The 26,911-nt window shown below is 55.0% G+C and carries 18 protein-coding genes and 1 pseudogene; 9 read left to right on the top strand and 10 right to left on the bottom strand.

The features are described from left to right. The first annotated feature begins 117 nt into the window (after positions 1-117). From HH216_RS04320 to HH216_RS04310, 3 genes are all read left to right on the top strand, one after another. Positions 118-1,995 (top strand): NADH-quinone oxidoreductase subunit 5 family protein, encoded by a 1,878-nt coding sequence (locus HH216_RS04320; RefSeq protein WP_169549674.1) that lies wholly within the window; start codon positions 118-120, stop codon positions 1,993-1,995. Between the two features lie 123 nt (positions 1,996-2,118). After that, a complete protein-coding gene (locus HH216_RS04315) occupies positions 2,119-3,798 on the top strand; it encodes a complex I subunit 4 family protein (protein WP_169549673.1) in 1,680 nt (559 codons plus the stop codon). A 200-nt stretch (positions 3,799-3,998) separates the two neighbouring features. Next, positions 3,999-5,414 (top strand): Gfo/Idh/MocA family protein, encoded by a 1,416-nt coding sequence (locus HH216_RS04310; protein WP_169549672.1) that lies wholly within the window; start codon positions 3,999-4,001, stop codon positions 5,412-5,414. Positions 5,415-5,521: 107 nt separating this feature from the next. Here the strand turns inward: HH216_RS04310 and HH216_RS04305 are convergent, their stop codons facing one another. Next, positions 5,522-6,601, bottom strand: a complete 1,080-nt coding sequence (locus tag HH216_RS04305; protein WP_169549671.1) for a J domain-containing protein — start codon at positions 6,599-6,601, stop codon at positions 5,522-5,524. 446 nt (positions 6,602-7,047) lie between these two features. On the opposite strand from HH216_RS04305, the gene HH216_RS04300 reads away from it, so the two are divergent. From HH216_RS04300 to HH216_RS04290, 3 genes are all read left to right on the top strand, one after another. After that, entirely contained in the window at positions 7,048-8,709 is a 1,662-nt protein-coding gene (locus HH216_RS04300; protein ID WP_174842698.1) for a TolC family protein, read from the top strand. A 20-nt stretch (positions 8,710-8,729) separates the two neighbouring features. Then, complete coding sequence (locus tag HH216_RS04295) at positions 8,730-9,869, top strand: efflux RND transporter periplasmic adaptor subunit (protein ID WP_169549670.1); 1,140 nt, start codon at positions 8,730-8,732, stop codon at positions 9,867-9,869. A 102-nt stretch (positions 9,870-9,971) separates the two neighbouring features. Continuing rightward, entirely contained in the window at positions 9,972-13,415 is a 3,444-nt protein-coding gene (locus HH216_RS04290; protein ID WP_169549669.1) for an efflux RND transporter permease subunit, read from the top strand. Positions 13,416-13,520: 105 nt separating this feature from the next. On the opposite strand, the gene HH216_RS04285 is transcribed toward HH216_RS04290, so the two are convergent. From HH216_RS04285 to HH216_RS04270, 4 genes are all read right to left on the bottom strand, one after another. After that, positions 13,521-14,165 carry a hypothetical protein gene (locus HH216_RS04285; RefSeq protein WP_169549668.1) on the bottom strand — a complete coding sequence of 215 codons (645 nt, stop codon included), beginning with the start codon at positions 14,163-14,165 and terminating at the stop codon, positions 13,521-13,523. Between the two features lie 24 nt (positions 14,166-14,189). Continuing rightward, complete coding sequence (locus HH216_RS04280) at positions 14,190-14,936, bottom strand: hypothetical protein (protein ID WP_169549667.1); 747 nt, start codon at positions 14,934-14,936, stop codon at positions 14,190-14,192. 220 nt (positions 14,937-15,156) lie between these two features. After that, positions 15,157-16,167, bottom strand: coding sequence for a hypothetical protein (locus HH216_RS04275; protein WP_169549666.1), 1,011 nt, complete (start codon positions 16,165-16,167; stop codon positions 15,157-15,159). A gap of 179 nt (positions 16,168-16,346) precedes the next feature. Next, entirely contained in the window at positions 16,347-16,763 is a 417-nt protein-coding gene (locus HH216_RS04270) for a YtxH domain-containing protein (RefSeq protein WP_169549665.1), read from the bottom strand. A 666-nt stretch (positions 16,764-17,429) separates the two neighbouring features. Here HH216_RS04270 and HH216_RS25725 point away from each other — a divergent pair. Both HH216_RS25725 and HH216_RS26580 read left to right on the top strand, forming a co-directional pair. Beyond that, positions 17,430-19,601, top strand: a pseudogene (locus HH216_RS25725) (GH92 family glycosyl hydrolase); the annotation flags it as partial. Further along, positions 19,581-20,570, top strand: coding sequence for a DUF11 domain-containing protein (locus HH216_RS26580; protein WP_332871505.1), 990 nt, complete (start codon positions 19,581-19,583; stop codon positions 20,568-20,570). The pseudogene HH216_RS25725 and the gene HH216_RS26580, both read left to right, overlap by 21 nt. Positions 20,571-20,781: 211 nt before the next feature. Here the strand turns inward: HH216_RS26580 and HH216_RS04260 are convergent, their stop codons facing one another. From HH216_RS04260 to HH216_RS04245, 5 genes are all read right to left on the bottom strand, one after another. Further along, positions 20,782-21,498: a DUF5131 family protein gene (locus HH216_RS04260; protein WP_169549664.1), complete on the bottom strand. Its 717-nt coding sequence runs from the start codon at positions 21,496-21,498 to the stop codon at positions 20,782-20,784. Between the two features lie 2 nt (positions 21,499-21,500). Further along, positions 21,501-22,766, bottom strand: a complete 1,266-nt coding sequence (tcmP, locus tag HH216_RS04255; protein WP_169549663.1) for a three-Cys-motif partner protein TcmP — start codon at positions 22,764-22,766, stop codon at positions 21,501-21,503. A gap of 75 nt (positions 22,767-22,841) precedes the next feature. After that, positions 22,842-23,357 (bottom strand): IS630 family transposase, encoded by a 516-nt coding sequence (locus HH216_RS25715; RefSeq protein WP_254448681.1) that lies wholly within the window; start codon positions 23,355-23,357, stop codon positions 22,842-22,844. 19 nt (positions 23,358-23,376) lie between these two features. Continuing rightward, positions 23,377-23,850: a helix-turn-helix domain-containing protein gene (locus HH216_RS25710; protein ID WP_254448425.1), complete on the bottom strand. Its 474-nt coding sequence runs from the start codon at positions 23,848-23,850 to the stop codon at positions 23,377-23,379. A 67-nt stretch (positions 23,851-23,917) separates the two neighbouring features. After that, entirely contained in the window at positions 23,918-26,035 is a 2,118-nt protein-coding gene (locus HH216_RS04245) for a S9 family peptidase (protein WP_169549662.1), read from the bottom strand. 55 nt (positions 26,036-26,090) lie between these two features. Between HH216_RS04245 and HH216_RS04240 the strand changes: the two genes are divergently transcribed. Beyond that, positions 26,091-26,828: a DUF3431 domain-containing protein gene (locus tag HH216_RS04240; RefSeq protein ID WP_169549661.1), complete on the top strand. Its 738-nt coding sequence runs from the start codon at positions 26,091-26,093 to the stop codon at positions 26,826-26,828. The last annotated feature ends 83 nt before the right edge of the window (positions 26,829-26,911 follow it).

The following is a 26,911-nucleotide window of genomic DNA, read 5'->3' as shown; positions in this document are numbered from 1 at the left end:
TAGGCTATTTGTGCGGAGGGATAAAAGTACAAAAAGTGGTGACTTAATGATGTTCGGTTCTGGGTTTGTTTCCCCACACTTGAATGGGGATATTTGCGGCCACATTTATCACCACTTATGCCGTTCGCTACTCAACCGCTGGTTCTGCTGCTGCTCCCCTTCGCGGGCGCGTTGGTGACTGGTATGGCGAGTCGGCGGCTGGCTGGCGGCTTGGCTATTGCCCTGACAACCACAGGTCTGGTGCTGACGGGTCTGCTGGCGGCAAACGCATTGGCCGAACCGCTGACCGTCCGGCTCGACTGGGCGACGTTCCCCAATACTTCGTTTGTTTTGTCATTCCGGCTGGACAGCCTGAGTCTGATGATGCTTGGGCTGGTGCATTTCGTGGCGCTGCTGGTCCAGATTTATTCGCTGTCGTATCTGCACGACGAACCCGATCAGCCGCGCTATTTCGCGTATCTGCAACTGTTCGTCGGGGCCATGCTCGGTATCGTGTTGGCCGGTAATCTGCTGGTACTGTACATCTTCTGGGAACTTGTCGGGCTGGCGTCGTACCTGCTCATCGGCTTCTACACCGACCGGCCGTCGGCCAGCAAGGCGGCCATGAAAGCGTTTCTGATGAACCGCATCGGCGATATGGGTTTCCTGCTCGGTATCTTCCTGACGTACATCTGGACGGGTTCGCTCGACCTCGATCTGGCGACCGCAGCCGGTCCGCTACCGACACTGGCGGGGCTGTGCCTGTTTATGGGTTGCGTGGGTAAGTCGGCGCAGTTTCCGCTGCTGACCTGGCTGCCCGACGCGATGGAAGGCCCCACGCCCGTATCGGCCCTGTTGCACGCAGCTACGATGGTCGCGGCCGGTATCTTCCTGCTGGCCCGCATTCACCCACTGCTCTCACCTGACGCACTGGTCGTCATTACGCTGGTTGGTACGATCACGACGATTTGGGGCGGTTATTCGGCTCTTTTTCAAAACGACATCAAGAAAGTACTGGCCTTCTCGACCGTCTCGCAACTGGGCCTGATGGTAGCCGGGATGGGAACGGGTAACGTCGGCGGGGCGATGTTCCATCTGCTGACCCATGCCTTCTTCAAAGCGGGCTTGTTTCTGAGTGCCGGTGCCGTCATCCACGCTGTGCATACGCAGGATATGCGGCAGATGGGCGGGTTGCGGAAAGCGATGCCGGTTACGTTTGCTGTCTATGCGATCTGCACGGCAGCACTGGCGGGATTGCCGTTTTTCTCTGGGTTTCTGTCCAAAGAAGCGATTATTGGTGGCGCGTTTGGCTGGGCCTCCGAGCAGGGTGGGCTCGCCGGACTGATTCCGGTGTTGCTACTGCTGTCGTCGGGGCTGACGGCTCTGTACATGGCGCGGCAACTGCGGCTCGTCTTCTTCGGTAATTACCGCCAAACGGAACTGCCGCTGTCGGGTGTTCACGACGCCGACTGGCTCATGCGCGGGCCAATGCTGTTGCTGGCGGGGCTGTCGGTGTTTATCTGGTTTTCGGTCAACCCGTTCAGCGCGCATACTAGCTGGTTCTGGACGATTCTGCCGCCGGTGGCCGAGCCGGAACTGGTCTGGCTGGCACCCGTATCAATCGGGCTGGTACTGGCAGGTGGCTGGCTGGGTTTCCGGCTGCGCGAACCGGCGCACGACAAAGGCTACGTGCTGTTGTCGGTGGAATACGGTTTTCTCGATACGATTTACAAATACGTGTTTATTAACCCACTGCTGAAGCTGGCGGCTTTGCTGAACCGCACCGATCAGCGGGCGGTCGATGGGGTTGTCAACGGGGCGGGCGTCAGTACGGTTGTGCTGGCCCACCTGATGAGCCTGACCGACCGCTTTGGCGTCGACGGCATCGTCAACGGTGCCGCCTGGCTGGCCGGCCGAACGGGGCAACTGCTGCGTTCGGTGCAGAACGGCCGTGTACAGTCGTACATCACCGTCGCCGTCGTTGGCCTGCTGCTGGTGCTGTGGTGGGTGTTGTAGAGGGGTTTAAGGTTTGTGCCGGGCCGCCGGGCGGTTTAAGGTTCAACGTTCTTCCGATGGCAGTGATCCGGGTGAGAGCAACAACCTTAAACGTTAGACTTTAAACCTTAAACTAACTTAAGGATGCTGCTTTCGTTACTGATATTTTTACCGTTACTGAGTGCGTTGCTGATTGCGCTGCTGCCCGATTCGCAGGCGGAGCGGTTTCGCTGGATTGCGCTGGGCGTGACGCTGGCCGAAGTCGTGCTGGCGGGGGCTTTGGCGGCTGGCTTCGATACGGCCCGGCCTGATTATCAGTGGCTCGAACAGGCCGACTGGATTACGCTGCCGCTGGGTAGTCTGGGCGTCGCGTCGATCGATTATCTGGTCGGTGTCGACGGGATGAACCTGCCACTGGTAGTGCTGTCGGCGGTGGTTATGCTGGTGGGCGTTATCTCGTCGTGGAACATGACGCACCGGCTCAAAGCCTATTACGCTTTGTATTTGCTCCTGACGGGAACGGTCATGGGTTGCTTCGTCGCGCTCGACTTCTTCCTGTTTTTCCTGTTCTTCGAGTTCATGCTCCTGCCGATGTACTTCCTGATCGGCCTGTGGGGTGGCCCGCGCCGGGAATACGCATCGATCAAATTTTTTCTGTACACCCTGGCGGGTTCGCTGCTGATTCTGCTCGTAATGATCGGGCTGTACCTGTCGGCGATGGACCCGGTCAGTACGGCGGTGCTGGCAGGTTTCGTCAGTGACCCATCGGAGGTGACGCCGGAGGTGGTACGTATCGTGCAGGGGCATATGCAGAACGGGCAGCTCAACCCCGCGCAGATCGTGCATACATTCGATATGCGCTACCTCGCCGACGGGGCTAACTACCTGCCTACCGCCTTTCTGAACCCGGCAGCTGAACCCATCGTGCTGGGTTTGCCCGCCCGGATGCTGGCGTTCTGGGCCATCTTTATCGGCTTTGCCATCAAACTACCCATCGTACCGCTGCATACGTGGTTGCCCGACGCGCACGTCGAAGCACCAACGCCGGTGTCGGTCGTGCTGGCGGGGGTGCTGCTCAAGATTGGCGGCTACGGTTTTCTGCGAATTGCCTGGTCGTTTTTCCCGGACGGGGCTGCGCAGTACGCACCCATACTGGCGGGGCTGGGTGCGTTGTCGATTGTGTACGGCGGGTTAAACGCGCTGGCGCAGTACGACCTCAAAAAGATGATTGCCTACTCGTCGGTATCGCACATGGGCTTCGTGCTGCTGGGCGTCGCGTCGCTGACGGCTGAGGGTGTCAACGGGGCCATTTACCAGATGGTAAGTCACGGCGTACTGTCGGCGATGCTGTTTCTGCTGACCGGCGTTGTTTATGACCGCACCCACGACCGGCGCATCGACTCGTACCGGGGTTTGCTTGAACCGATGCCGAAGTACGCCGTACTGACGGCTATCGCGTTCTTCGGATCGCTGGGCCTTCCGGGCTTTTCAGGTTTTGTCGGTGAACTGTTTACGCTGATGGGTAGCTTCCAGTCGGTGTGGTTGCCGGGCTGGATCACGGCCGTGTCGGTGCTGGGTATCGGGCTGGCAGCTGCGTACTTTCTCTGGACGATGCAGCGGATGTTTTTCGGCCGGTTCTGGTCGCGCCACGAAACAAGCACGACCGACGCGAAGCACATCCTGACCGACCTGACCGCCCGCGAACGGCTATTGCTGATTCCGCTAGGCCTGCTTTCGCTGGTACTGGGTCTATTTCCCAACATCATCTTCGCCGTTACCAACAGCACCGTTGGGCAGTGGATTCTGCGCTTCGCTATCGACTAGATTTTTATAGACGGGATTACAGCCGGGCCGCCGGGCGGATTAACAGGACTATTTCTCTTACATCCTGTCAATCCGCCCGGCGGCCCGGCTGTAATCCCGTCCAAGAAAATTCTGGCATTAGCGGTTCCGCTAAAATCCTGTTTATCCTGTAATCCTGTCACATACAGTTTCGTATCTTTAGGTTTTCCTACTCAAACCGCATGAACGAAACACATCCTGAACAACCGACTGGCAACTCCTCGCGCCGGTCGTTTCTCAAGACGCTGGGTATCGCCGGAACCGCTGCCGCTGCCGCCCCAGCTGCATTAGCCAGCACGCCTGTTGCTGCTCCCCAGTATCTCAATCTGATTCGTAACCACGCCAGTACGGCCGCCAACGATAAAATTCGCATCGCCCTGATCGGGACGGGCGGCATGGGTATCGGCGACACACAGACGGCCCTGATGCTCGACGGTATCGAGATGGTTGCCGCCTGCGACCTCTACGACGGCCGACTGCGCCGGGCCAAAGAACTGTGGGGCGAAGGACTGGCCGTGACCCGCGACTATCGTGAGATCATCGACCGGCAGGATGTGGACGCTGTTATCAACGCGACTACCGACCACTGGCACGAAAAGATCTCGTCTGACGCCATGCGGAAGGGCAAGCACGTGTACTGCGAAAAGCCGATGGTGCAGAAGGTCGAAGATGGCCACACGCTGATTAAGGTGTCGCAGGAAACGGGTAAAGTGTTTCAGGTCGGCAGCCAGTTTGGTAGTTCGATCATCGTGGCCAAGGCGCGTGAACTGCTGAAAGCGGGTGATATTGGTGAACTCGTTTTTGCTGAAGCGCAGTACGATCGGCATAGTGCAATGGGCGCGTGGCAATACTCGATTCCGCCCGATGCATCGCCCCAAACCGTCGACTGGGATACTTATCTGGGCACGGCCCCTAAACGGGCGTGGGATCCGCTCCGCTTCTTTCGCTGGCGCAACTATCAGGACTACGGTACCGGTATCGCAGGCGACCTGTACGTTCACCTGCTCACCTCGCTGCACTCGATTACCGGCTCGAAAGGGCCAACCCGCGTGTATTCGAGTGGCGGTACCCGTTACTGGAAAGATGGTCGCGACGTACCTGATATTCAGCTGAGCATCTACGATTACCCCAAAACGGCTGAACACCCGGAGTTTAACCTGACAACCCGCTCGAACTTCGTCGACGGTGGGGGCGGGGGCTACCTGGTGCGGATCGTCGGAACGGAGGGCGACCTGTCGCTGGGCTTCGACACGCTGACCGTGCGTCGGAATAAATTTCCGAAGGCACCCGGTTTGTCGGTCGATAATTTTCCGAAGGATCAAAAGGAATTGTATCTGAAAGAGTACGCGGCCAAGTATCCGCCACACCCCGAACTGGACGGCCCGAAGGAGTTCAAGTATACCTTTCCGAAGGATTACAAAGGCGACCGCTATGAGCACTTCGCCAACTTCTTTAGCTCGATCCGCAACAAGACGCCGAACGTGGAAGACGCAACTTTCGGCCTGCGCGCCTGCGGCCCAACGCAGTGCGGCAACATCAGCTATTTCCAGAAAAAGGTCGTCGGCTGGGACCCGATTAAAATGAAAATTCTGGGGTAGGAATAGTTTGTCATTCCGAGCCTGCGAGGAATCTTCGGCAACAGGCGGCTTACACTGCTACTACCGAAGATTCCTCGCAGGCTCGGAATGACAAAACGCTCACATTATCACCCATAATACGACTGAAGCCACGCTTTCAGGAAGGCGGGCTGGGTCAGGCTTTTGAGCTGGCTTTTGATTGACTTTACGTCGCGTTTCAGCGAATTGACCGCTTCGCCGATGCTGATGTCCAGCCCGAATGCCGACTGTACACTGCTCAGCGGTCGGCCGAGCAGCGACGCCATATACTGTTGTCGTTCCGTCAGTTCTTCCGTCAGGCGGTCGATCTGCTGTTTCAGCAGGTTGTTGTAATGGCGCAGCGGCTCGTCGGCGAGGTTGCTGACGCGGTCCTGATCGAGTTCGCTGAGCGTGAGTTGTAGCCGGAGTAGCGCCATTAGATCGCCCTTTTCATAGGCGTCTGTCACCTGCTGCATGATCGCCGTTTTGCGAATCTTTTCTGCTTCGTCCTGTTCCAGGTCGGGGTGGTACGCTTTCACCAGCTCGCGGTAAAGCGTCCTCACGGTTTTTGTGGTCTGTTGCAGCTTTGCGGCCTGTTTCGCTTCGTCGGCCTGCTGGCGACCCGACTTGGTTTGCTCCGTCCGTTCGCTGCGCCGTTCCTGCTCGGCCTGCCGCTCCCGCAATTGCTGCTCGATATACGCCATCAGGTCGTCGGGCGTATCGAAATCAACATCGTCCAGATCGAGGCCGTAGGTAGCCGCAGCCGTCTGTTTCATCTGCTCCAGTTGCTGCGCGGCATCGTCGGCCTCGTCCATATCCTGCTGACTGTATTTGCCGACAATAGTCCGCAGGTCAGCGAAGCCGTGCCGGAAAATAAGGTCCTCGCCCATGTCGACAATCAGCCGGGCCAGTTTACGTCGTTCGGGGCGGGTGGCGTCGGGGTTGTCGTAGAACCGGTCGAACAGCCGGACGAGATCGGCGCGGCACTGATTGTATGTGTTCAACAACGGTATGTAGTCGCCCTGAATGCGCTGCTGAACCGCGTCGACACTGGTGCGGTAGTCGGTGAGCAGTTTTTCCAGTTCCGCCACGCGGGCCGACAGCCGGTTGAACTCCTTCTGCGCCTTCGACAGCGGCTTCGCGTTCGGCCCCGACAGCGCAATCCTGACAAGTTTATTAGTGTTGGTCATGCACTGCTATAACCCCGCCCGCGCCGTTTTGGTGTCGTTCGTTCATACCCACCGTTCATCACTTAATCCAGACTAATTCAATGAGAATCGTGAATTTTTGCACCGGTTCTCTGGTTCGCTTCCCTAGGGGTTACATGTGGTTACTAACAAAGGTTAACGCAGTAAGCACAACGCATCGGTTCACTTGGAGTAATACCAGTTAGTGTCTGATTAATGAATTGATTATCAGATGATTGTCGTAGGGTGAATAATTTTGATCGTCTGCGTACAATATCCGTTGCACAAAACCGACAGACTATATACAGACGAACGGGTACGCTACTCGCTGAGCTGTGACCCGGCAGCAGGTTTCGATTAGCTGTGGTGTGGCCAACAGGCCGGGAAAGGAAAATGCATCATTTATAACGAGTACACGAATTGAGTAAACCAATACAACCTGATTGATTATGAACATCACGAGTACAATCCGCACGGCAACGCTTTGGCTGTTGACGGGTGGGCTGATACCCGCGTCGGTGGCGCAGGTGGCTACGCAGCCATCGGTTGGGCAGCAACCCACGGGGGCGGCTGCCAGCGGTCAGCAACCGGGTGCCCAGCAGCCAGCCGCTACCGGGGCCATTGTCGCGCAACCCGGCACAACGCCCGGCACTGGAGTCGCCGTACCCGGTCAGCCCAACACAACATCGGCCGCATCGACGCCGTCGCTGGACGGATCAACTGGTCCCGTCAATTTACAGCCCGGTGTGGTATCGACGTTTAATTCGGGACTGGGGCTGGCACCGACAGGACTGACGCCTGCGGGCGGAACGGGTAATGGTCCGTCGTTTACGCTGCAACAGGCCATTGATCACGCGCTTCAGCAGAACATCAATGTAAAAAACAGTGTACTCGACGGCGTCAGCGCAGAGGGGCGCATCCGGGAAGTGAAAGCGTCGGCCCTGCCGCAGGTGGCGGGGAGCGCGTCGCTGACAGACAACCTGATTATCCAGCGCGCGTTTCTACCCGCTAATTTCTTCGACCCAACCGCATCGCCCGATGCGCCCGCCGTGCCGGTGCAGTTTGGCGTGAAGTATTCGGGAAATGCCACGCTGAGCCTGAATCAGGTTATCTACAGTCCGGGCCTGAACGTTGGTCTGCGGGCGGCTGCCACTTACCGCGAACTGGCGCAGCGCAACCTGCAAGGCACCAAAGTGACGGTGGCTGAGCAGGTCGCGAAGGCGTATTACGGGGTGCTGGTGGCGCTGGAGCGGGCCAAGCTGCTCGACTACAACATTGGGCGGCTGGATACGCTGATGAACGAAACCCGCGCCATGAATAAGCAGGGATTCGTGGAGAAGCTGGACGTGCAGCGGCTCGACGTGCAGGCCAACAACCTGCGGGCCGAGCGGCAGAACGTGCAGAACCTGATCGAGCTGAGCTATACGCTGCTCAAATTCCAGATGGGCATGGGCGTCAACGACGAGATCACCCTGGCGGAGCAGTTGCAGGACCGGTCGGTGGATGACCTGCGCCCGCTGATTTCGCCCGACCCGACGTTCAGGTACACGAGCCGGATCGAGTATTCGACGCTGGAAACGCAGATTAAACTCGCCGAGCAGGATGTCGAACTGACGCAGAAAGGCTACTATCCGACGCTGGCTGGTTTTGTTAACTACGGTTACAACAGCGGGCGTAATGCTATCGGTCAGCTCGTTACGGCCCCCTGGCTCAACTTTGCTACGCTGGGGCTGAGTTTGCAGGTGCCCATTTTCGACGGTTTTCAAAAGCGCTACCAGATCGCCCAAAAGCGGGTGACGCTCCAGAAAGCTCAGAACAGCGGTGCCCTGCTTCGCAACTCCATCGACCTGCAAATCCGGCAGGCCAGCATCACGCTCAATAACGGCCTGCAAACGCTGCAAACCCAGCAGCGCAACCGCGAACTGGCGCAGGAGATTGTGCGGGTGTCGCGCATCAAGTACAAAGAGGGTGTCGGGTCGAGCATCGAAGTGCTGAACGCCGAAACCGCCCTTCGTGAAGCGCAGACCAACTATTTCGCGTCGCTGTACGATTTTCTGATCGCCAAAGTCGACCAGGATCGCGCCCTCGGACGGCTCTACATTGGATTATAAACCTGATTGAATACAGAAAAATGAAAGTAGTCTACGCAATTACGCTGACCGCAGGCCTGTTAGGGGCTTGCTCGTCGGAGAAGAAAGAGGGCGCTACCGACCTGGCCGGTAAGCGGACCGAACTGGCGGAACTGAAAACCCAGCAGGCGGAACTCACGAGAAAGATTAAGACGCTGGAGGGCGAAGTGGCCCGGCTCGACCCCGTGGAAGCGACGGAAGGCCGCACGAAAGACGTGACGGTGGCCCCGGTTGCGGCCAGCACGTTTAAGCATTTTGTCGAGTTGCAGGGTACCATCGACGCCAAAAACAACGTGCAGGTGTCGCCCAAATCGGGCGGGGTCGTTACGGCGGTGTACGTCAAGGAAGGCGACAACGTGCGGGCTGGTCAGGCGATAGCCAAAGTCGACGATCAGTTGCTGCGCGAATCGCAGTCTGAGTTGAAAACACAGTTGTCGCTGGCCAATACGATTTTCGAAAAGCAGGCGTCTCTCTGGAAACAGCAGATCGGCACCGAGATCCAGTACTTGCAGGCTAAAAACAATAAAGAAGCCCTCGAACGGCGGCTGTCGACGCTCAACGCTCAGATTGGGCAGTCGGTCGTGACGGCACCCATTTCGGGTGTTGTCGATCAGGTCACTGTGAAAATTGGTCAGTCGGCGGCTCCGGGCATGAGCCTGGTTCGGGTTGTGAATCTGTCGCAGTTAAAGGTCGTCGCGAAAGTGGCCGATACGTATTCGGGCAGCGTGCAGAAAGGCGCGCCCATCATGGTACGTCTGCCGGACCTGAACCGCAACCTGAACTCGACCATCTCGTTCGTGTCGACAACGGTCGATCCGCTGAGCCGGACATTCACCATCGAAGCCCCGCTACCGGCCGACAATAGTCTGAAACCGAACATGCTGGCGCAGGTAAAGATCAACGATCAGACGAAAGCCAACGCCATCGTCATCAACCAGAACCTGATTCAGAGCACCGAAAGTGGGCAACTGGTGTACGTGGTGGAGAGCGCCGGTGGTAAGAAAATTGCCAAAGCCCGGCCCGTCAAAACAGGGCCGTCGTACGGTGGGCAGATTGCCATTTTGTCGGGCCTGAAAGCGGGCGATCAACTAGTAACGACGGGTTATCAGGACCTAGTGGATGGGCAGCCGATCAGTTTTTAGTAGGATAGTTCAAGGTTTAAGGCTCCTCCGGCTAACGTTCGGAGTGAGCGTTAGCCGGAGGAGCCTTAAACCTTGAACCTGAGACATTAAACTCTCTTTCAAATGAAATTTGAACAGTACAAAACCCTCGGCTTTACCAACTGGTGCGTCGAGAACAGGACGGCGATTTACATCTTCACGCTCCTGATTACGCTTGGCGGGCTGTTCGTGTACAACAACCTGCCCAAGGAGCAATTCCCGGACATCAAGGTGCCGCAGGTGTACATCAACACGGTGTACGTGGGTACGGCCCCGGCCGACATTGAGAACACGATCAATAAGCAGATTGAGAAGCAGTTGAAGTCGATTTCGGGTGTCAAGCGCATCAAGTCGAATGCCTTGCAGGACGTGTCGGTGATTCTGGTGGAGTTCAATCCCGATGTGCAGACGGCCGAAGCCCTGCAACGGGTCCGCGACGCCATCGACAAAGCCAAACCCGATCTGCCGCAGAAACTCGACGCGGGGCCAACGGCGCAGGACGTCAACTTCTCGGAGTTTCCGATCATGAACATCAACATGGCTGGTAACTTCTCGCTCAAGCAGCTGAAAGAGTACGCCGAAGATTTGCAGGACGCCATCGAAGCCATGCCTGAAATCCGGCGCGTGGACATCGTGGGTGCGCTGACGCGGGAAATCCAGATCAACGTCGACCTGCCCCGGATGCAGTCGGCGGGGCTGGCTTTTACCGATATTCAGCAGGCCGTGCAGGGCGAGAACGTCAACGTGTCGGGTGGTGAACTGAACGTCGACGGGGTTCGGCGGACGGTACGCGTGAAGGGTGAATTTACGGACGTATCACAACTCGAAAACCTGCAAATCCGCACGGCAACGGGCGCAACGGTCCGGCTCGGTGACATCGCGCAGGTGCAGGACAGCTTCGAGGAGCAGCAGGATTTTGCCCGGCTCAACAACAAGTCGGTCGTTACGCTGAACGTCATCAAACGGGCGGGGGCTAACCTGCTGTCGGCAGCCGACAACATTGAAAAGACGATTGACGACTACAAGGAGACCCGGTTCCCGCAGGGGCTGGACATCAAAATTACGGCCGATTCGTCGGAACCGACCCGCGAGAACGTTAACGACCTGATCAACACCGTCGTGCTCGGCTTCATCTTCGTCGTGCTGATTCTGATGTTCTTTATGGGGGTTCGCGACGCCATTTTCATCGGCTTGTCGGTGCCCCTGTCGGCGCTGGTCGCGTTCGTGCTGATGCCCGTCGTTGGCCCGGCGGTCGGTACGGCGTTCACGCTGAACACCATCGTGCTGTTTGCCTTTCTGCTGGGGCTGGGGCTAGTGGTCGACGACGCCATTGTGGTTATCGAAAACTCGCACCGGCTCTTCAACGAAAACCGGGACTGGAACATCCGGCAGGCGGTGAAAGCGGCAGCGGGTGAGGTATTTGTGCCGGTACTGACGGGTACGCTGACGACCATCGCGCCGTTCTTCCCGCTGTTGTTCTGGCCGGGTATCGTGGGCGAATTCATGAAATTTCTGCCCCTAACGCTGATCCTGACCCTGTTCGCGTCGCTGTTCGTGGCCTACGTTATTAACCCCGTTTTCGCCGTCACGTTCATGCAACGGCATGACGAAGAGCACAAGGAAGCTGTGAAGCCGGGGTTCGATGAGATCAAACGGCCGCTGATTATCATGGCGGTGCTGGCGGGTATTGGCTACGTCATCGACCGGGGTATCGGCAATCTGTTCGTGCTGTTCCTGCTGCTGTACGTCTTCAACCACTACGTGCTGACTCCGAAGCTGATTCTGCCGTTTCAGGAACGCCTGCTGCCTGCGCTGAAGAACAACTACCGCCGGTTGATTTCGTGGGTACTGACGGGCTGGCGGTCGGTATGGATCGTAGTCGGTGCGTTTGTGATGCTGATCGCTACGTTCATCATCACGGGCATCGCCAGTCCGAACGTCGTGTTTTTCCCCAGCGGTGAACCCGATTACATCTACGTCTACAACGTGATGCCGGTGGGCACCGACGCCCGCGTAACCGACTCGGTGACAAAGGTGATCGAGAAGCGAATTTTCAAGGTATTGAAAGACAACAACGCCGACCATATCGTCAACTCGGTGATCTCGAATGTGGGCAAAAACGCGGGCGACCCCACCAACCCCGACCGGTCGGCAACGCCCCAGAAATCGAAGGTGACGATTGCGTTCAAAGGCAACGAAGAGCGCGAAGGTATTCCGACAGATACGATTCTGGCGAAAGTCAGAACGGCGATGAACGGCTTGCCGGGTAGTGAAATTTCGGTCGAGCGCGAATCCAACGGCCCACCGACGGGTAAGCCCATCGCCATCGAGATTGCGGGCGATGATTTCAAAACGCTCAGCACCATCGAGAAGCAGGTGCGTCAGCGGATTCAGCAGGCCGGTATCAAAGGGATCGACCAACTCAAAACCGACCTGATTACCAACAAGCCCGAAATCGTGATCGACATCGACCGTGACAAAGCCGAGCGCGAAGGTATTTCGTTAGGGCAGGTCGCGCTGGCGATTCGGACGGCCCTGTTCGGTACGGAAATCTCGAAATTCCGCGACGCCAAAGACGAGTACCCGATCATGGTTCGGCTGCGTCCCGACGACCGGAGTCAGATCGAGCGGCTGTTGAGCCTGAACGTCGTCTATCGCGACATGGCGTCGGGTGGGCAGTTGCGGCAGGTACCCGTTACGTCGGTGGCCAACATCAGCTACTCGACTACGTTCAGCCAGATCAACCGTAAGAATCAGCAGCGGGTCGTCACGCTTAGTTCAGACGTAGTACCGGGGTATAACGCCAACCAGATTGTGGGGCAGATTCAGGAGGTCGTTAACGACATGGACGTACCGAACGGCTACACGATCAAGATGGGCGGGGAGCAGGAAGATCAGCAGGAGTCCGCAAACTTCCTGATTTCGGCCTTCGGCGTCGCCATTCTGCTCATCTACCTGATTCTGGCTACCCAGTTCAATTCGGTCGTGAAGCCGCTGATCATCTTCGTTACCATCGCACTGTCGCTGATTGGCGTGTTGCTGGGCTTTGTTATCGCAGGTAAAACGTTCTCGGTTATCATGTCGGGCGTCGGTATCATCGCCCTGGCCGGTATCGTGGTGAAAAACGGTATTCTGCTGATCGAATTTATTGAAGAGCTACGCGGGCGGGGTATTCCCCTGCGCGAAGCGATCATCGAAGCGGGCGGTATCCGCCTGACACCGGTACTGCTGACGGCGTCGGCCGCCGTGCTGGGCCTGATCCCGCTGGCGTTCGGCCTGACCATCGACTTCGTAAGCCTGTTCCGCGACTTCGACCCGCACCTCGTCATCGGTGGCGACTCGGCCGTATTCTGGAACATCCTGGCCTGGACAATCATCTTCGGTCTGACCTTCTCAACCGTGCTGACGCTGGTCATCGTGCCGTGTCTATACTGGATCAACGAGCGGGTGCGGATGAAGTGGTTCGGTAAGAAAGACCCCGCCCTGGACATGCAAAAGCAGCCAGAACGTGAGGAAGAGTTAGTGTAAAAAAACGCGGCCCGTAACTCAGTTACGGGCCGCGTTTTTTTGTGGCGACAATAAGCCGGGTGTCGCAAAATCAGTGGCTTCGTGCTCGTTCCGCCTTTAACCGTCTTATGGGGCTGGCTTGTTATTGGGCGAAAGCATATCCCGCGTGATCTCTTTGTCGATGTCGATGTAGCCGGGGTATTTGACCTGCTTGTTGCCCAGCATCAGAGTCGGTCTGATCTTGAGGGTGACGCGTGCCGGGGCTACCTGATCGCTACCGGCCAGATTACGGACGAGGTCGACAAACGCATTTCGTGTCGATGAGCTGGAGATCAGCCCATACGCGTTCGCGTTTACAGGTATGGGTACAATCACTTTCCCTCCGTTCGCTGGTACTTCTACCCGCCGGTCAACGGTGCCCGATGCCAACTCATTACCCGCCAGTAATAAGCGGTAGTCGAACTGATTGATAGCCGCTATCTCATTCGTTGGGTTGGTAATTTCCACGTTGAGGTTGGCCCGGAAGGGAACATCCTTCTTGATCAGACCGGCGGCAATTCGGGGGTAGTTAAGCGGATTTACATCATCCAGACCCCGCATATCCTTGAATTCCCGAACGTCGTAACCAGCGATGGTAATACTGTCGGCCGAGTGAATGGCGTATTTGCTTTTGCTCAACCCTTTAGCCTGTTGAACCTGTCTGTTGATGCCGCACTGGGTGAAGAGCAGTGGCGCAGTGAGGAAAAGAACCAGTTTGGTAGCGTGTCGCATAAGAATAGGTGAATGACGTGTTGATTAGCGTAGGCGATAGGTGAGGAGTACGTTGAGCGTTGGCAAATAGCCGTACTGGCGGAGCTTGGTGTCGATTTCGTTGTCCAGGTTGGTGTACAAACGCTGAGTGACACCGAGGTCATCGATAAGTGGTCGATTGGACGCGAACGTGTTTTTGGTGGTTACGATCTTGCCGAGGCTTAACTCGGTATTCAGACCGAAACGGGAATTGGTAAATTGAAAGGAACGTCCCACGCGCAGACCGGCAACCCAGAAATTCGACTGGAGATTGAAAACAAAGGCGGGCGAGTTGAGCGGGCTAAAGCCGGAAAAGTCCCGATTGAAGTAAATGCCCAGTCCGTCGGCAGGGGTAATTGGCCCGGCTGAAAAGTGAACGTACTGGCCAAACAGCGTTCCGTACCAGGGGGAGTTGGCATGAACGGAAATTCCCAGACTTGCCGAACTACCCTGCCGGAACGAGCGGTCGATAACCCGGCTCAGGTTAGGGTCTAGCCCGAAGCCTTCGAGTAATTTCAAGGTATATCGCTCGAAAGGAGCCGCAATCAATCCACCCTGAACTTGTACCGACAGGCGTCGGCTAAACTGGTACCGGTAGCCGAGGGTGTAGTTGAGCGGAATTTGTACACCCGCAAATACGGTGTGACCAGCCCGAAAAGGTGTGGCCGCGGTAAGCGAATCCTGACCCAGGGTCAGAAGTGGCACACTGACCAGCAGTGCCGACAACGACAGCCAGTGACGTATCTTTTTCATAACTAACGCTGAGCTTAAGCTGGAGTGACCGCCTGCGCGTTGACCCCGGAATTGTGGTACAGTAAGTACTGCCGACGCCTGAGCAGTGGTCCAGGAGGACGCAAAAGGCTGGCCGATGCGTTATGCCGGACAGCTACCCGGTTGATGAGCAGCTGTCCGGCTGTGCCCACTGTCTGAAGGGAGAAACAGTGAGCGTATGTGATGAACTGGCTACCGGCTACTACTTCGATTCGGTGCCCATTTTAGCACCATAGCCGGCGGCTGCAACACCGATCAGCAAACCAAAGAAGCCGAAGATGGCCGCTTTGGAAGCCGCACCGGCAGCAGCGTCAGCCGCTTGCCGCGCTTTTTCAGCCGCTTCCTGCTTGGTTTGCTCAAATTTGGCCGCTGCCTGTTTGTAGGTGTTAATCCAGTTGTCGACTACTTTCTCCGACTCCGCCCGGCTCTTGCCGGTTCGCTTCATAACCACGTTTACCGCGTCGTCCCGGTCTACCTGGCTAATCGTTGCCTGACCCTGCTTGAAGAGTCGGTCGAACAGACCATCGGCCATTCCGCCAGCGGCCTGCGGATTCTCGGCTGCCTGATCAGCGGTATTCTCTGCCTGATCGCCCGCCTGCTTCGCTTTCCGCTCCAGGGCATTAGGGTTCAGGGCGGGGTCGCCCGTTTGCCGAAGAACCGTGTTAACTTCCTTTTGCAGATCACCCAAATCAATACTGTTTACATCAACTCCGTTTTTAGCCAGCTCACCTTTTACCATCTGACCCAGTTCGGGGCCAGCGGCCGACGCAACCGAACCCGCAGCCGACCCGGCCGTTCTGACCAGGCTACCCACCAGCCGACCGGCTCCGCCAATCAGGCTACCGATGGTTGTCGTCAGGAAATAAATGGTAATCAGCGTAACAAGGCTCCAGGTAAGTACGCCGTGAATAACGCCGTCGAACAGCTGGGGGCTACTAGCCAGCCGACCAGCAACCCAGCCGCCAGCAAACAGGGAGAGCAGGCTACTTACGGCATACCATACGGCACTACCCACGCCCAGCCCCGCTGTCGGGTTTTGCTCTGTCATGGGGTCGATGGTGCCCAGGCCGATGCCCAGTCCCAGCAGTGTCAGCAGGAGTTGGCTGACAATAGCAACCAGCACGCCAGCGAACACGGCGCTCCAGGCGATGCGTTTTACAAAAGTGGTGCGGCCGTAAGCCGAGTCGTTTGTGTATGAAGGGGTACGTTCCATTTTGTTTTGTAACTGGATAAGTGAAAAAATGGTGAGTCAGATGAGGCCCAACTCAACTAACCGAAGTTGGCTGAACCGCTTAAAAGCAAGACCCGGTTCATATCATGAATCGGGTCTTTTTCATGATCGTTGAGTAAATCAGTACGTGCTGATGAGCACCGGGGATGGCTGATGGCCTATTAGCCGAGTTTGCCGGTATCCTTGAATTTGTCGAGTGCGGATTTAGCTTCGTCTGACAGGCGACCCGCTTCTTTCACGGCCTCCGTACCTGCCTGTTCTGCCTTATCGGCTTCTTTGACAGCTTTGTCGGCGTACTTGTTGACTTCGTCTTCTACTTTGTCAGCAGCCAGACCAACGTTTGTTTTGATTGTGTCGACTGTTTCTTTGGCCTGCGCTTTTGTTTTGTCCCATTGGTGTTTAACCTCTTTGGTCTGATCGCCAACTGTACCGGCAATCTGCTTCCGCAGCTCTTTTCCAGACCGGGGGGCGAATAAGAAGCCAACTGCCAGACCAGTCAACAAGCCGGTCAGCAGACCTGATACGTATGGGTTCTCGGAGAGGTATTCCTGTGGGTACTTATGCTTCTGTAAGAACATAGTAGTGAGCGGTTAGTGATAATGTTTGCCGCTCACCGTTGAAAAACATGTGCCAGTACCGGGTCAAAAGGTCTAATGTGTTGTCTATTAGCGACTTATTTGTTCTGTCGTGTGTATAATATATGTAGCTACATGTTGGTAATTATACTCAAGATTGTGGCACTACTTTCCCAGTTTTTACGCATATTTTGCTGAATGGTATAGTAAATTTATAAACGCCTAATTGGCTGATAAAGACCGGTAGTCGTTCTGAACTGGAGCTAAATTAGTCGATAGGTAGTCTAGAGTACATACAATCTGTAGAGACATTTTTGTTTGACGCGTATCTGTATTTTTACTGGTTTATAAAATAAAATGCTCACCAGCATTCGCCGGTGAGCAGCTCGTGAAGTACACGTTGTTTTACTGCTTAACGCCGACCAGGTTCAGCAGTAAGGCGTATCCCAGAGGAATCCTTTCAGCGCTACGAGCAGGTCCGTACAGGCTTGTTTCGTGGCGTTGTTGTTTTGTTGCAAATCGGAAAAGCGGCAGTGTACCCTGTGGTGTGGACTGCCACGAGGTAAGACCAACTCGATATCGATAAAAGGGCCGTCTTTTTGCTGTAAGCTCACTTCGGGGTGGGTCATCGCCCATCACCGGTATAATAGGGTCTTTTCGGGTCTAGCTATGAACCTACTGTACAGAAAAACGGTACGTCTGATTCTATCTTTTGGGGGATTAGGTTGGCTGATCGGGCAGTCGTTGCCGGGTAACGCCCAGTCCACACCGATTAATCTCACTCAGTACGTCGATCCGGCAATTGGCACCGGGGGGCACGGGCATGTGTTCATGGGTGCCAACGTGCCGTTCGGAGCTGTGCAGCTGGGCCCCACGCAGATGTCGAAAGGCTGGGACTGGAGTTCGGGCTACCATGCCTCCGATTCGCTTCTGATTGGCTTTGCCCACACGCACCTGAGCGGTACCGGTATTGGTGATCTGGGCGATATTTTATTTATGCCCACTACGGGTCCCGTTAAACTAATCCGCGGAACCCAATAGGACAGCCGGAGTGGCTACGGGTCCCGGTTTGAGCACGCAGACGAAACTACCCGACCGGGTTATTATGCCGTAACGCTGAAACGCTACGGTATCCGGGCTGAGCTAACCACTACCGAGCGGGTAGGTTTTCACCGATACACGTTTCCGGCATCGACCGATTCCCACATCCTGATCGATTTGCAGGAAGGTATTGGCTTCGACTGGTCGACCGATACGTATTTGGAAAAAGTAAACGATACGACGCTGGTGGGTTATCGGTTTTCCAGCGGCTGGGCCGACCGGCAGCGCGTTTACTTTGCCGCTGTATTCTCCCGACCCATTCAGCAGGTGGCGATCTACGACGATCAGACGCTTGTAGCGGACACTAAGGCTCAGGGGGTTAACCTGAAGGGCGTGATTAGCTTTGCTACATCGGCAGGCGAACAGATCAGCGTAAAAGTGGGTATTTCGCCGGTCAGCACCGACAATGCGCTGGCCAATATTCGGGCGGAGGTGCCCCACTGGAACTTCGATACCGTAGCTGCGGCTGCCGATGCGGCCTGGAATCGGGAACTCAACAAAATTATCGTCAACACGCCCGACCGGGCCCGGCTTCGTACGTTTTACACGGCGCTGTATCACACGATGATTGCCCCCTCGGTGTTTAATGACCACAATGGCGATTACCGGGGTACTGACCAGAAGGTGCGCACGAACGCACCGTTTACGAATCTGACAACGTTTTCGCTCTGGGATACGTACCGGGCTGCTCACCCGCTGTTTACGCTGACACAGCCCCGGCGCGTGTCAGACATGATGAATAGTATGCTGGCCATTTACCAGCAACAGGGCCGGTTACCGATCTGGCATCTGATGGGTAATGAAACGTACACGATGCCCGGCAACAATGCCCTGCCTGTGCTGGCCGATGCCTGTCTGAAAGACGTGGGCGGGTTCGACCAGCAGCTGGCTTATGAAGCCCTGAAAGCGACGGCCATGCACGACGACCGGGGGCTGCATTACGTGAAACAAAAGGGATACATCCCGGCGGACCTGGAGAAGGAAAGCGTTGCCAAAGGGCTGGAATACGCCATCGACGACTGGTGCGTGGCGCAGGTGGCCAGAAAACTCGGCCGTAGCAACGACTACACCTATTTCCTGAATCGCTCGAAAAATTACCGGCATTATTTCGATCCGCGGGTGCATTTCATGCGTGGCCGGCTGACCGACAGTACGTGGCGGATCCCGTTCGATCCCATTCAGTCCGACCACCGGAACGACGACTTCTCGGAGGGCAATGCCTGGCAGTACACCTGGCTGGTACCGCACGACGTCGAAGGGCTGGTGGGCCTGCTGGGTGGAACTGAGGGCTTTCGGCAAAAACTCGATTCGCTGTTCATTGTGAAAGGCAACCTGGGTGGTGGGTCTTCGGCCGACATTACGGGTCTGATCGGGCAATACGCGCATGGCAACGAACCCAGCCACCACATCGCATACCTGTATCCTTATGCTGGCCAGCCCCACAAAACCGCCGATAAAGTGCGGTACATTCTGGATAGCCTGTATACCGACCGCCCCGACGGCCTGTGTGGTAATGAAGACGTCGGCCAGATGTCGGCCTGGTACGTATTCTCGGCATTGGGTTTTTATCCGGTCAACCCGGCCAATGGGGTGTACGTGTTCGGTAGCCCGGTATTTGACAACGCTACGTTGCAGCTGGCCGATGGCAACACATTTCGGATTGTAGTTCGTAACAACAGTGCGACTCATCGCTATGTCCAGCGCATGACGCTCAACGGCATGCTGTATACCCGGACCTATATACGACACCAGGATATAATCAACGGGGGCGAGCTGATTATTGACATGGGCGAGCAGCCGAGTCTGACCTGGGGCGCACAACGGCACGACTGGCCCCGCTCCGACTATGCTACCAGCGCAGCCCCACCCGCCGACCTGAGCGCTACGCTGGAAACAGAACAGCTGGTGTGCCGCGTCGGCGAACCGATGGTCGTACGATTGCGGCTCCGTAACCATACGGCGATTACCGAGCCGGTCAGCGCGCTTTGGGAGCATCGGCTGCCATCCCAGCTGGAACTGGTACAGGCAACGGGTATGAGTTATGCCAACGGTGTGCTGACGGGTGCTGTGAACCAACTGGCGGGCCAGACGGATACGACCTTCCGGTTTCTGGTGCGCCCATTACGGGGCGGTGTATTTAAACTGGGTGCCGAACTTATCAGTGCATCGGCTGATGATCCCGACAGCCGGGTTAGTTCGGGACTGGGCGACGGAGAAGACGATGCAGCGATCGTTAGTTTTCGGACGTCAACCGCCGATACCACTCAGTACGTATCGCCCAACCCCTACCAGTTACCGCTTCCGGCCCTGCAAGATAACCAGCCCCCGGCCGACCCCGAAAAGGCCGATCTGAGCCTGCACATGCAGGTTAGCAGCCGGGCACCCGCATTGAACCAGTTAATCAGCTACACGCTCACGGTTGCTAATGGGGGCGGACAGGAAGCTCGCGGAGTTGAGATCGTTCACGAACTGCCGCCTGTCCTGACGCTCCTAAACGGAACCGGAAACGTACTGACCCATACCATTGATACGATTGCGCCCGGCACGAGCCGGAGCGTAGTCGTATCGGCGCGCGTCACCAGCCGGGGGGCGGGGTTGAGCCGGGCACAGATCACGGTTAGCAGCAAACCGGACCCCGATTCGGTGCCGGCCAATGGGTACGGCAACGGCGAAGACGACACGGCCAGCGTAGACATCCGAATCCGCTAAGTTTCGTTGGCAACGGGCTAAAGCATCTGTCGGCTCAGATTACCGACAGATGCTATTTAGCCAATCGCGATGCTTTCTTCCCCCGGCGGACCGGGTCTATCCAGTTACTGCTGAATACCGACCAGGTTCAGCATGAATGCGTACTCCAGGGCGATTTCTTTCAGTGCATGAAACAGTTCTTGTGTACTACTTTTCATACGGTCAGAATCTGCTATACCAATGACAGATTCGGCATTTCATCGTAAGTGCGGCCATGTAGCATACGGCCAGACTTCTTCTTGTTAACTCCGCCCCACTGCTTAAAGAAGAACGCAACGTCAGCTTCGATACATTTTTGATGAATTTCCTCGACCCATTCTTCACGCATAGGTCGTGGCTTCCGGCCGCTTTCACCGCCAACTATGACCCAATCTATTCCAGTGAGATTCAAGTCAGGTAGAGGACCTATAAGTGGTTCACACGATAGAAACTTGATGTAAGCATCTGTCTGGATCAAGTAATCGATCCGGTCTGTAACACGCTCATCTTCGACGGAAACACCCATCCAGATATTAGGTGTCCATGTAAGCATGTCGTTGTACTGTAAGAGTAAATCTGCTCTCTTTGTCAGGAGTTGAAACGTATGTTGCTGATTATCATTCATCACTTTAAATACTTTCTGAATGAATGATAAGGGGACGTCTCTGTGAAACAGGTCACTCATTGAGTTGACAAACACCATCTTGGAGCCCCGCCACGAATAAGGAATGGCTAAGGCACCTTCGTGAACTGCCAGTTGAAAACCATGTTCATACTTAGGGACGCCCATAGCCTGTAGCCTTCTCGCCATAATTTCTGCATAGCAAAACTTACAGCCAGCCGTGACCTTGTTGCACCCTGTTGTTGGGTTCCAAGTCATCTCTGTCCACTCTATGCTTGATTCTGCCATAATTAAATCAGCGAAACGACAACGACGTCTTTTTTTGTTGAGTAATTGTCGTAGTTTATGTAAAAAGTACCTTTATTTAGCTTTTTTCCATCAGTTCTCTCTGCTTTTATAAAGCTTATATTTTGAAGTTTCCTTAAAACCTTCACTAAATGAGTGGGCCGAAAATTATTTTTTAAAGCTATTAAGTACAATTCGATATTCTCTACTGTTTTTTTGATTTTTAGCCTATCTAAAACAATATTCTCTAATTTTAGAAGCTCGTGCTCAAGTTCTATGTTTACTCCAATCATATCAAACAATGATTGATTCATGTCGTTAAGGCGAAACCCCTCTCCTTTCTTTCTATCAATATCCCACTTAATATCTATAATTCTCTCTAATCCTAGAATGTTGTTCGTGATGAAAAAAAGAGCGTAATAATTCGACTGATCTCTTTGTAGGTAAAAGGAAGTTGAATGAAACTTACTGCTCATGGAGAGCGCATCACACACATGTGAAATAAACTCTCTAGTTGATATTTTTTTAACTTTATTGATAGTTCTGATCGGATGTGATTCAGGAAAAAAATCATACAAAAAGTTGCGTAGAGATAAATATGCCTGCTTTTCTTCTTCTTGAACAACATCTTTGAATCTATGCATGTGTGAAGCTGGTAAAAATAAAATAATTTCTGTTTTTTTAGTATTCATTATTTTTTCAATAGTTTCCTTTTTTATTTGGCTATAACCATAGGGGTCCAGAAACATTATATTTCTTTCATTATAATCTTGTGTCTTTATTATTGATAGGGCTCTTTCTATCATATCTTGTGCGTCTAGATTATTATATTCTATATTTACTCCTTCTACACGCTCTTTTTCGTCCAAGTATTGCTTTACATTGTGAATATTATTCTTATTGATATCATTCACATATAAGATAGTGTCTTTTATTTTGGTATTGTTAAATCCTCTCAAAAAAGTATTTACCTTTAATATATTTTCATAGGCTAGAATTGGGCTGCCTACTCTTCCATCGTTGTATATCCCAGTTCCGCAGAAAATATCAAAAATATGTATCTTACTAATTTTTGGGGCTACACTCATTATAGCGAGGTATTTCTCCAAATAATTGGCATATAAACTAAGCTTGGCCCTAGAATGTGGAAATACAACCTTCTTTGCATTGCTTGTTTTCTTCTTCCTCCTCTGCTTTTTCGTTGTTACAATCAGATTACTCGTGGAAATATCTCCAAACAGTGACTGACTCGATACAATATTTTCCTTCATGTTGACTGCACAAGTTTATTCTGTAAGTGCACACATTCGCATGCACTTACAGAATATGGCTTATAGATGCGTGAATTAGTCTGTGAAGAAGGCAATCTCCTTCTTTCGAAAGAAACAACGAATACGATTTCGATCTGCTTGCAAATAATCAACTTCATTCATCACGGCGGCTTGAAGCGATTCCAGAGTTATGAAGACTCGGTTCTTCAAGGATCGCTTCAACTGGCTCCAGACTAATTCCACCGGATTGAGTGCGGGACTGTAGGCTGGTAAACGCTCCAGATGGACCCGCCCCGGTCGGCTTTGGAGCCAGTTCCGAACGGTTTGCGACCGGTGGATGGCCGCCCCATCCCAAACAACCACCATGTTTTGACGGCGATACTGCCAGCAAAGCTTGCTCAAGAACCAACAGATATCGTCACTAGTAAAGGGCTGATCCTGCCCCGCTAGATACAAACGGCCTGTTGGCGAAATGGCAGCAATCAGGCTGAGATGTGCGCGGCCAGCCTGTTCCAGAAGCAACGGTGTTTGACCACGGGGTGCCCAGCTGTGGGCCACAAAAGGCAACAAATAGCACGCTGATTCATCCACGTATAGAATCGTACGCCCCTCAATCTGCGCTTTTTTTGAGCGCAGGCAGTCGCTCGGCTTGCCAGTTGGCCACGGCCTGCGGGTCCTGCTGGCGAGCTTGCCGAGCCGGTTTCTGCCGACTCCAGCCTACTTTCTTAAGCAGCCGTCCAATTTGAGAGGGGTCATAGCTAACACCAAAAAGCTTGTTAATCACATCATTAATACGGGGCCGGGTCCACACTTGGCCTGAAAAACCGTGTTGCTCAGCCCCCTTGGCCAGTTCTTTTGTCAGTTGGTCGAGTTGATCCGCCGTCAGCCGGGACGGGGCTCCGGTGCGTTTACCGGTCATTAGGCCTGCTTCGCCTTGCTCACGGTAGGTTTTCAGTGTTTGGCTGACCCAGCCCTGTGTCAAGCCAAAGGCCCGAGCAATATCGGCCTGTTTCCAGCCTGCCTGTTTAAGTTCGACGCACCGCCGACGCAGCGCTTCGTAATCCGCTTGTTTATAGATAGCCATCAAGAGCTAAAGCATAAACCTTTATGGACTTACTCACGCATCAATAATCTACACGTAATGTAACAATTTACTGCTGAACACCGACTAGGTTCAGCATGAAGGCGTATTCCAGGGCGATTTCTTTCAGTGCCTGGAAACGACCCGATGCACCGCCGTGACCGGCTTCCATGTTGGTGTGCAGCAGCAGTTGGTTAGTGTCAGTTTTCATTGTCCGCAGCTTGGCAACCCACTTGGCAGGCTCCCAGTACTGTACCTGCGAATCGTGCAGGCCGGTCGTGACGAGCAGGTTCGGGTAGGCTTGCTTCGTAACGTTGTCGTAGGGCGAATACGACAGCATGTAGTCGTAATACGGCTTGTTTTTGGGGTTGCCCCACTCTTCAAACTCGCCCGTTGTCAGCGGAATTGACTCGTCGAGCATGGTCGTTACGACGTCGACGAAGGGTACGGCGGCTACTACGCCCCGGTACAGTTGCGGAGCCTGATTGATAACGGCACCCATCAGCAGACCACCCGCGCTGCCGCCCATCGCAAACAGCTTGTCGGCCGAGGTGTATTTGCTTTTGATAAGCTGCTCCGACACGTCGACGAAGTCGTTAAACGTGTTTTTCTTCTTCAGCATCTTACCGTCTTCGTACCACCGGCGACCCATCTCCTGACCACCCCGGATGTGGGCAATGGCGAAGATAAAGCCCCGGTCGAGCAGGCTCAGGCGGGTCGAGCTAAAGCCCGGATCGGTTGAGTAGCCGTACGATCCGTAGGCGTATTGCAGCAGCGGAGCCGAGCCGTCTTTCTTCGTGCCTTTGCGGTATACCAGCGACACCGGTACCTGCACACCGTCCCGCGATTTGACGTAAATCCGCTCCGATTCGTAGTTGTTCTTGTCGAAGCCGCCCAGCACCTCCTGCTGTTTGAGCAGCGTTTTGGCCTTCGTATCCATGTTGTAGTCGAAGGTCGAGGCCGGGGTCGTCAGCGACGAGTAGCCGAAGCGCAGTACGTTGGTGTTGAAATCGGGGTTGTTGCCGATGCCCGCGACGTAAGCCGGTTCGCCGAAATCGAGGTATTCGTCGGCCTTCGTTTTCTGGTTGATTACCCGGATGTTGGTCAGGCCCGCTTTGCGCTCGCCCAGCACGAGGTGATTCACAAACACGTCCATGTTGCCCAGATACACGTCGGGGCGGTGCGGAATCACTTCTTTCCAAGCGGTCTTGTCGGCGGTTTTGCCTTCGGGTACTTCCATCAGCCGGAAGTTTTCGGCCTGCCAGTTGGTGCGGACGTAGAACTTGTTCTGGTAGTGTACGATGTCGTACTCGTGCCCTTTCTGCCGGGGTAGAAAGGTCGTAAACGCACCGGTTGGTTTGTTTGCTTCCAGCAGTTGATACTCCGTCGCGACGCCGTTATGGTCCGACACGATCTCGACGTATTTCTTCGACTTCGAGCGGTGCAGCCCCATGTAAAACTGGTTGTCTTTTTCTTCGTAGACCAGCACGTCGGCTTTGGAGTCGGTGCCCAGTACGTGCCGGTACACCTGATAACCCAGCAGCGTCTGCGGGTCTTTTTTGACGTAAAACAGCGTCTTATTGTCGGCCGCCCACGCCACCGAACCGCCTTCCGTGTTCTTGATGGCTTCGGGGTAAAGCTGACCGGTTTTCAGGTTTTTCACCCGGAGCGTATAAAGCCGCCGGCTGACGGTGTCTTCCGAGAAAATCGCCAGTTCTTCGTTGTCGGAAATTTCGTAGCCACCCAGCTGGTAGTAGTTGTGGCCCTTCGCCAGGGTGTTACCGTCGAACATCACCTCTTCGGCACCCTGCATCGATCCCTTCCGGCGGCAGTAGATCGGGTATTCGCCCCCGGTGATGTAGCGGGTGTAGTAAAAGTAGTTGCCCTCCTTGTACGGCACTGATTCGTCCTGCTCCTTGATGCGTCCTTTCAGTTCGGTAAACAGCTTGTCCTGTAAGGTTTTGACCGGTGCCAGCACCTGATCGACGTAGGTGTTTTCGGCGTTGAGGTACTTGATAACCTCCGGGTTTTCGCGCTCGTTGAGGTAGTAATAATTGTCGGTGCGCGTATGGCCGTTGGTCGTAAGTTCTTTGGGTTTGACAGCCGCTTTGGGCGGCACGGGTGTCTGTGCTTGAGTCATGCTATGCAGCGTGAGCGTGGTGATGAGGGTAAAACAGAGGTGCTTCATCGAACGGTTCGGTTTGACGCAGGTAAAAATACGGCTTTAGCGCATCTTTGTAGGTATGAATCAACCCGAACTGGTGGTGGCCCGCTACCAGGAAAATCTGAACTGGCTCGCTAACCTGCCTGTCCGCCGAACGCCTGACGGCTGGTCGGCGGGGGTAACGATTACCGTGTACGACAAAAGCCCCGATCAGTCGGCGGGGGCGCGGGCGGTGGTGCTGCCCAACGTGGGGCGGGAAGCGCATACCTACCTGCACCACATCGTCAGCCAGTACGACACGCTGGCCGACTGGACGATCTTCTGTCAGGGCAAACCGTTTGACCACGCGTTCGATTTCAAGAAAACGCTGCGGACCTACATCGACCATACCGATGCCCTGATTGACCCCGTTGGGCGACCGTTTCACTGGCTGGGCCACCTGATCGACACCGACGATAATCAGGGGTACCGCCTGTTTCAGCCGTGGAGCAAGAACGAAGACGGGCGCGGTCTGGACCTGCTGGGTTTTCACCGTGCTCTGTTCGGCACCGACGGCCCTGACCTGTACACCTTTGTATTGGGGGCGCAGTTCGCCGTGCACCGCGACCTCATCCGGCAGCGCCCCGTCGATTTCTACCGGCACGCGCTCGACGTATCCGTCACCTTTCCCGACGCAGCTCATTGTTACGAACGAAGCTGGGACCGCGTCTTCGGCATCGTCGGTATCGACCCCAGTTGGCTGGCCGGTCGGGAGACGGTGCACCTAAAGCCGATCAAGCGGCTGGACTATCCCTCGGCCCCGACCCGTCAAGGATAATACCTATCAACGACAATTTGCGCTGGCTTCCGACGCGGTGAGACAGTGCATTGCCCCCTTTTTTCTATCTTTAGCCAGCTCAA

It is taken from the genome of Spirosoma rhododendri (assembly GCF_012849055.1).
GTDB classification, from domain to species: domain Bacteria; phylum Bacteroidota; class Bacteroidia; order Cytophagales; family Spirosomataceae; genus Spirosoma; species Spirosoma rhododendri.
This window is presented reverse-complemented; position numbering and strand designations above follow the sequence as displayed.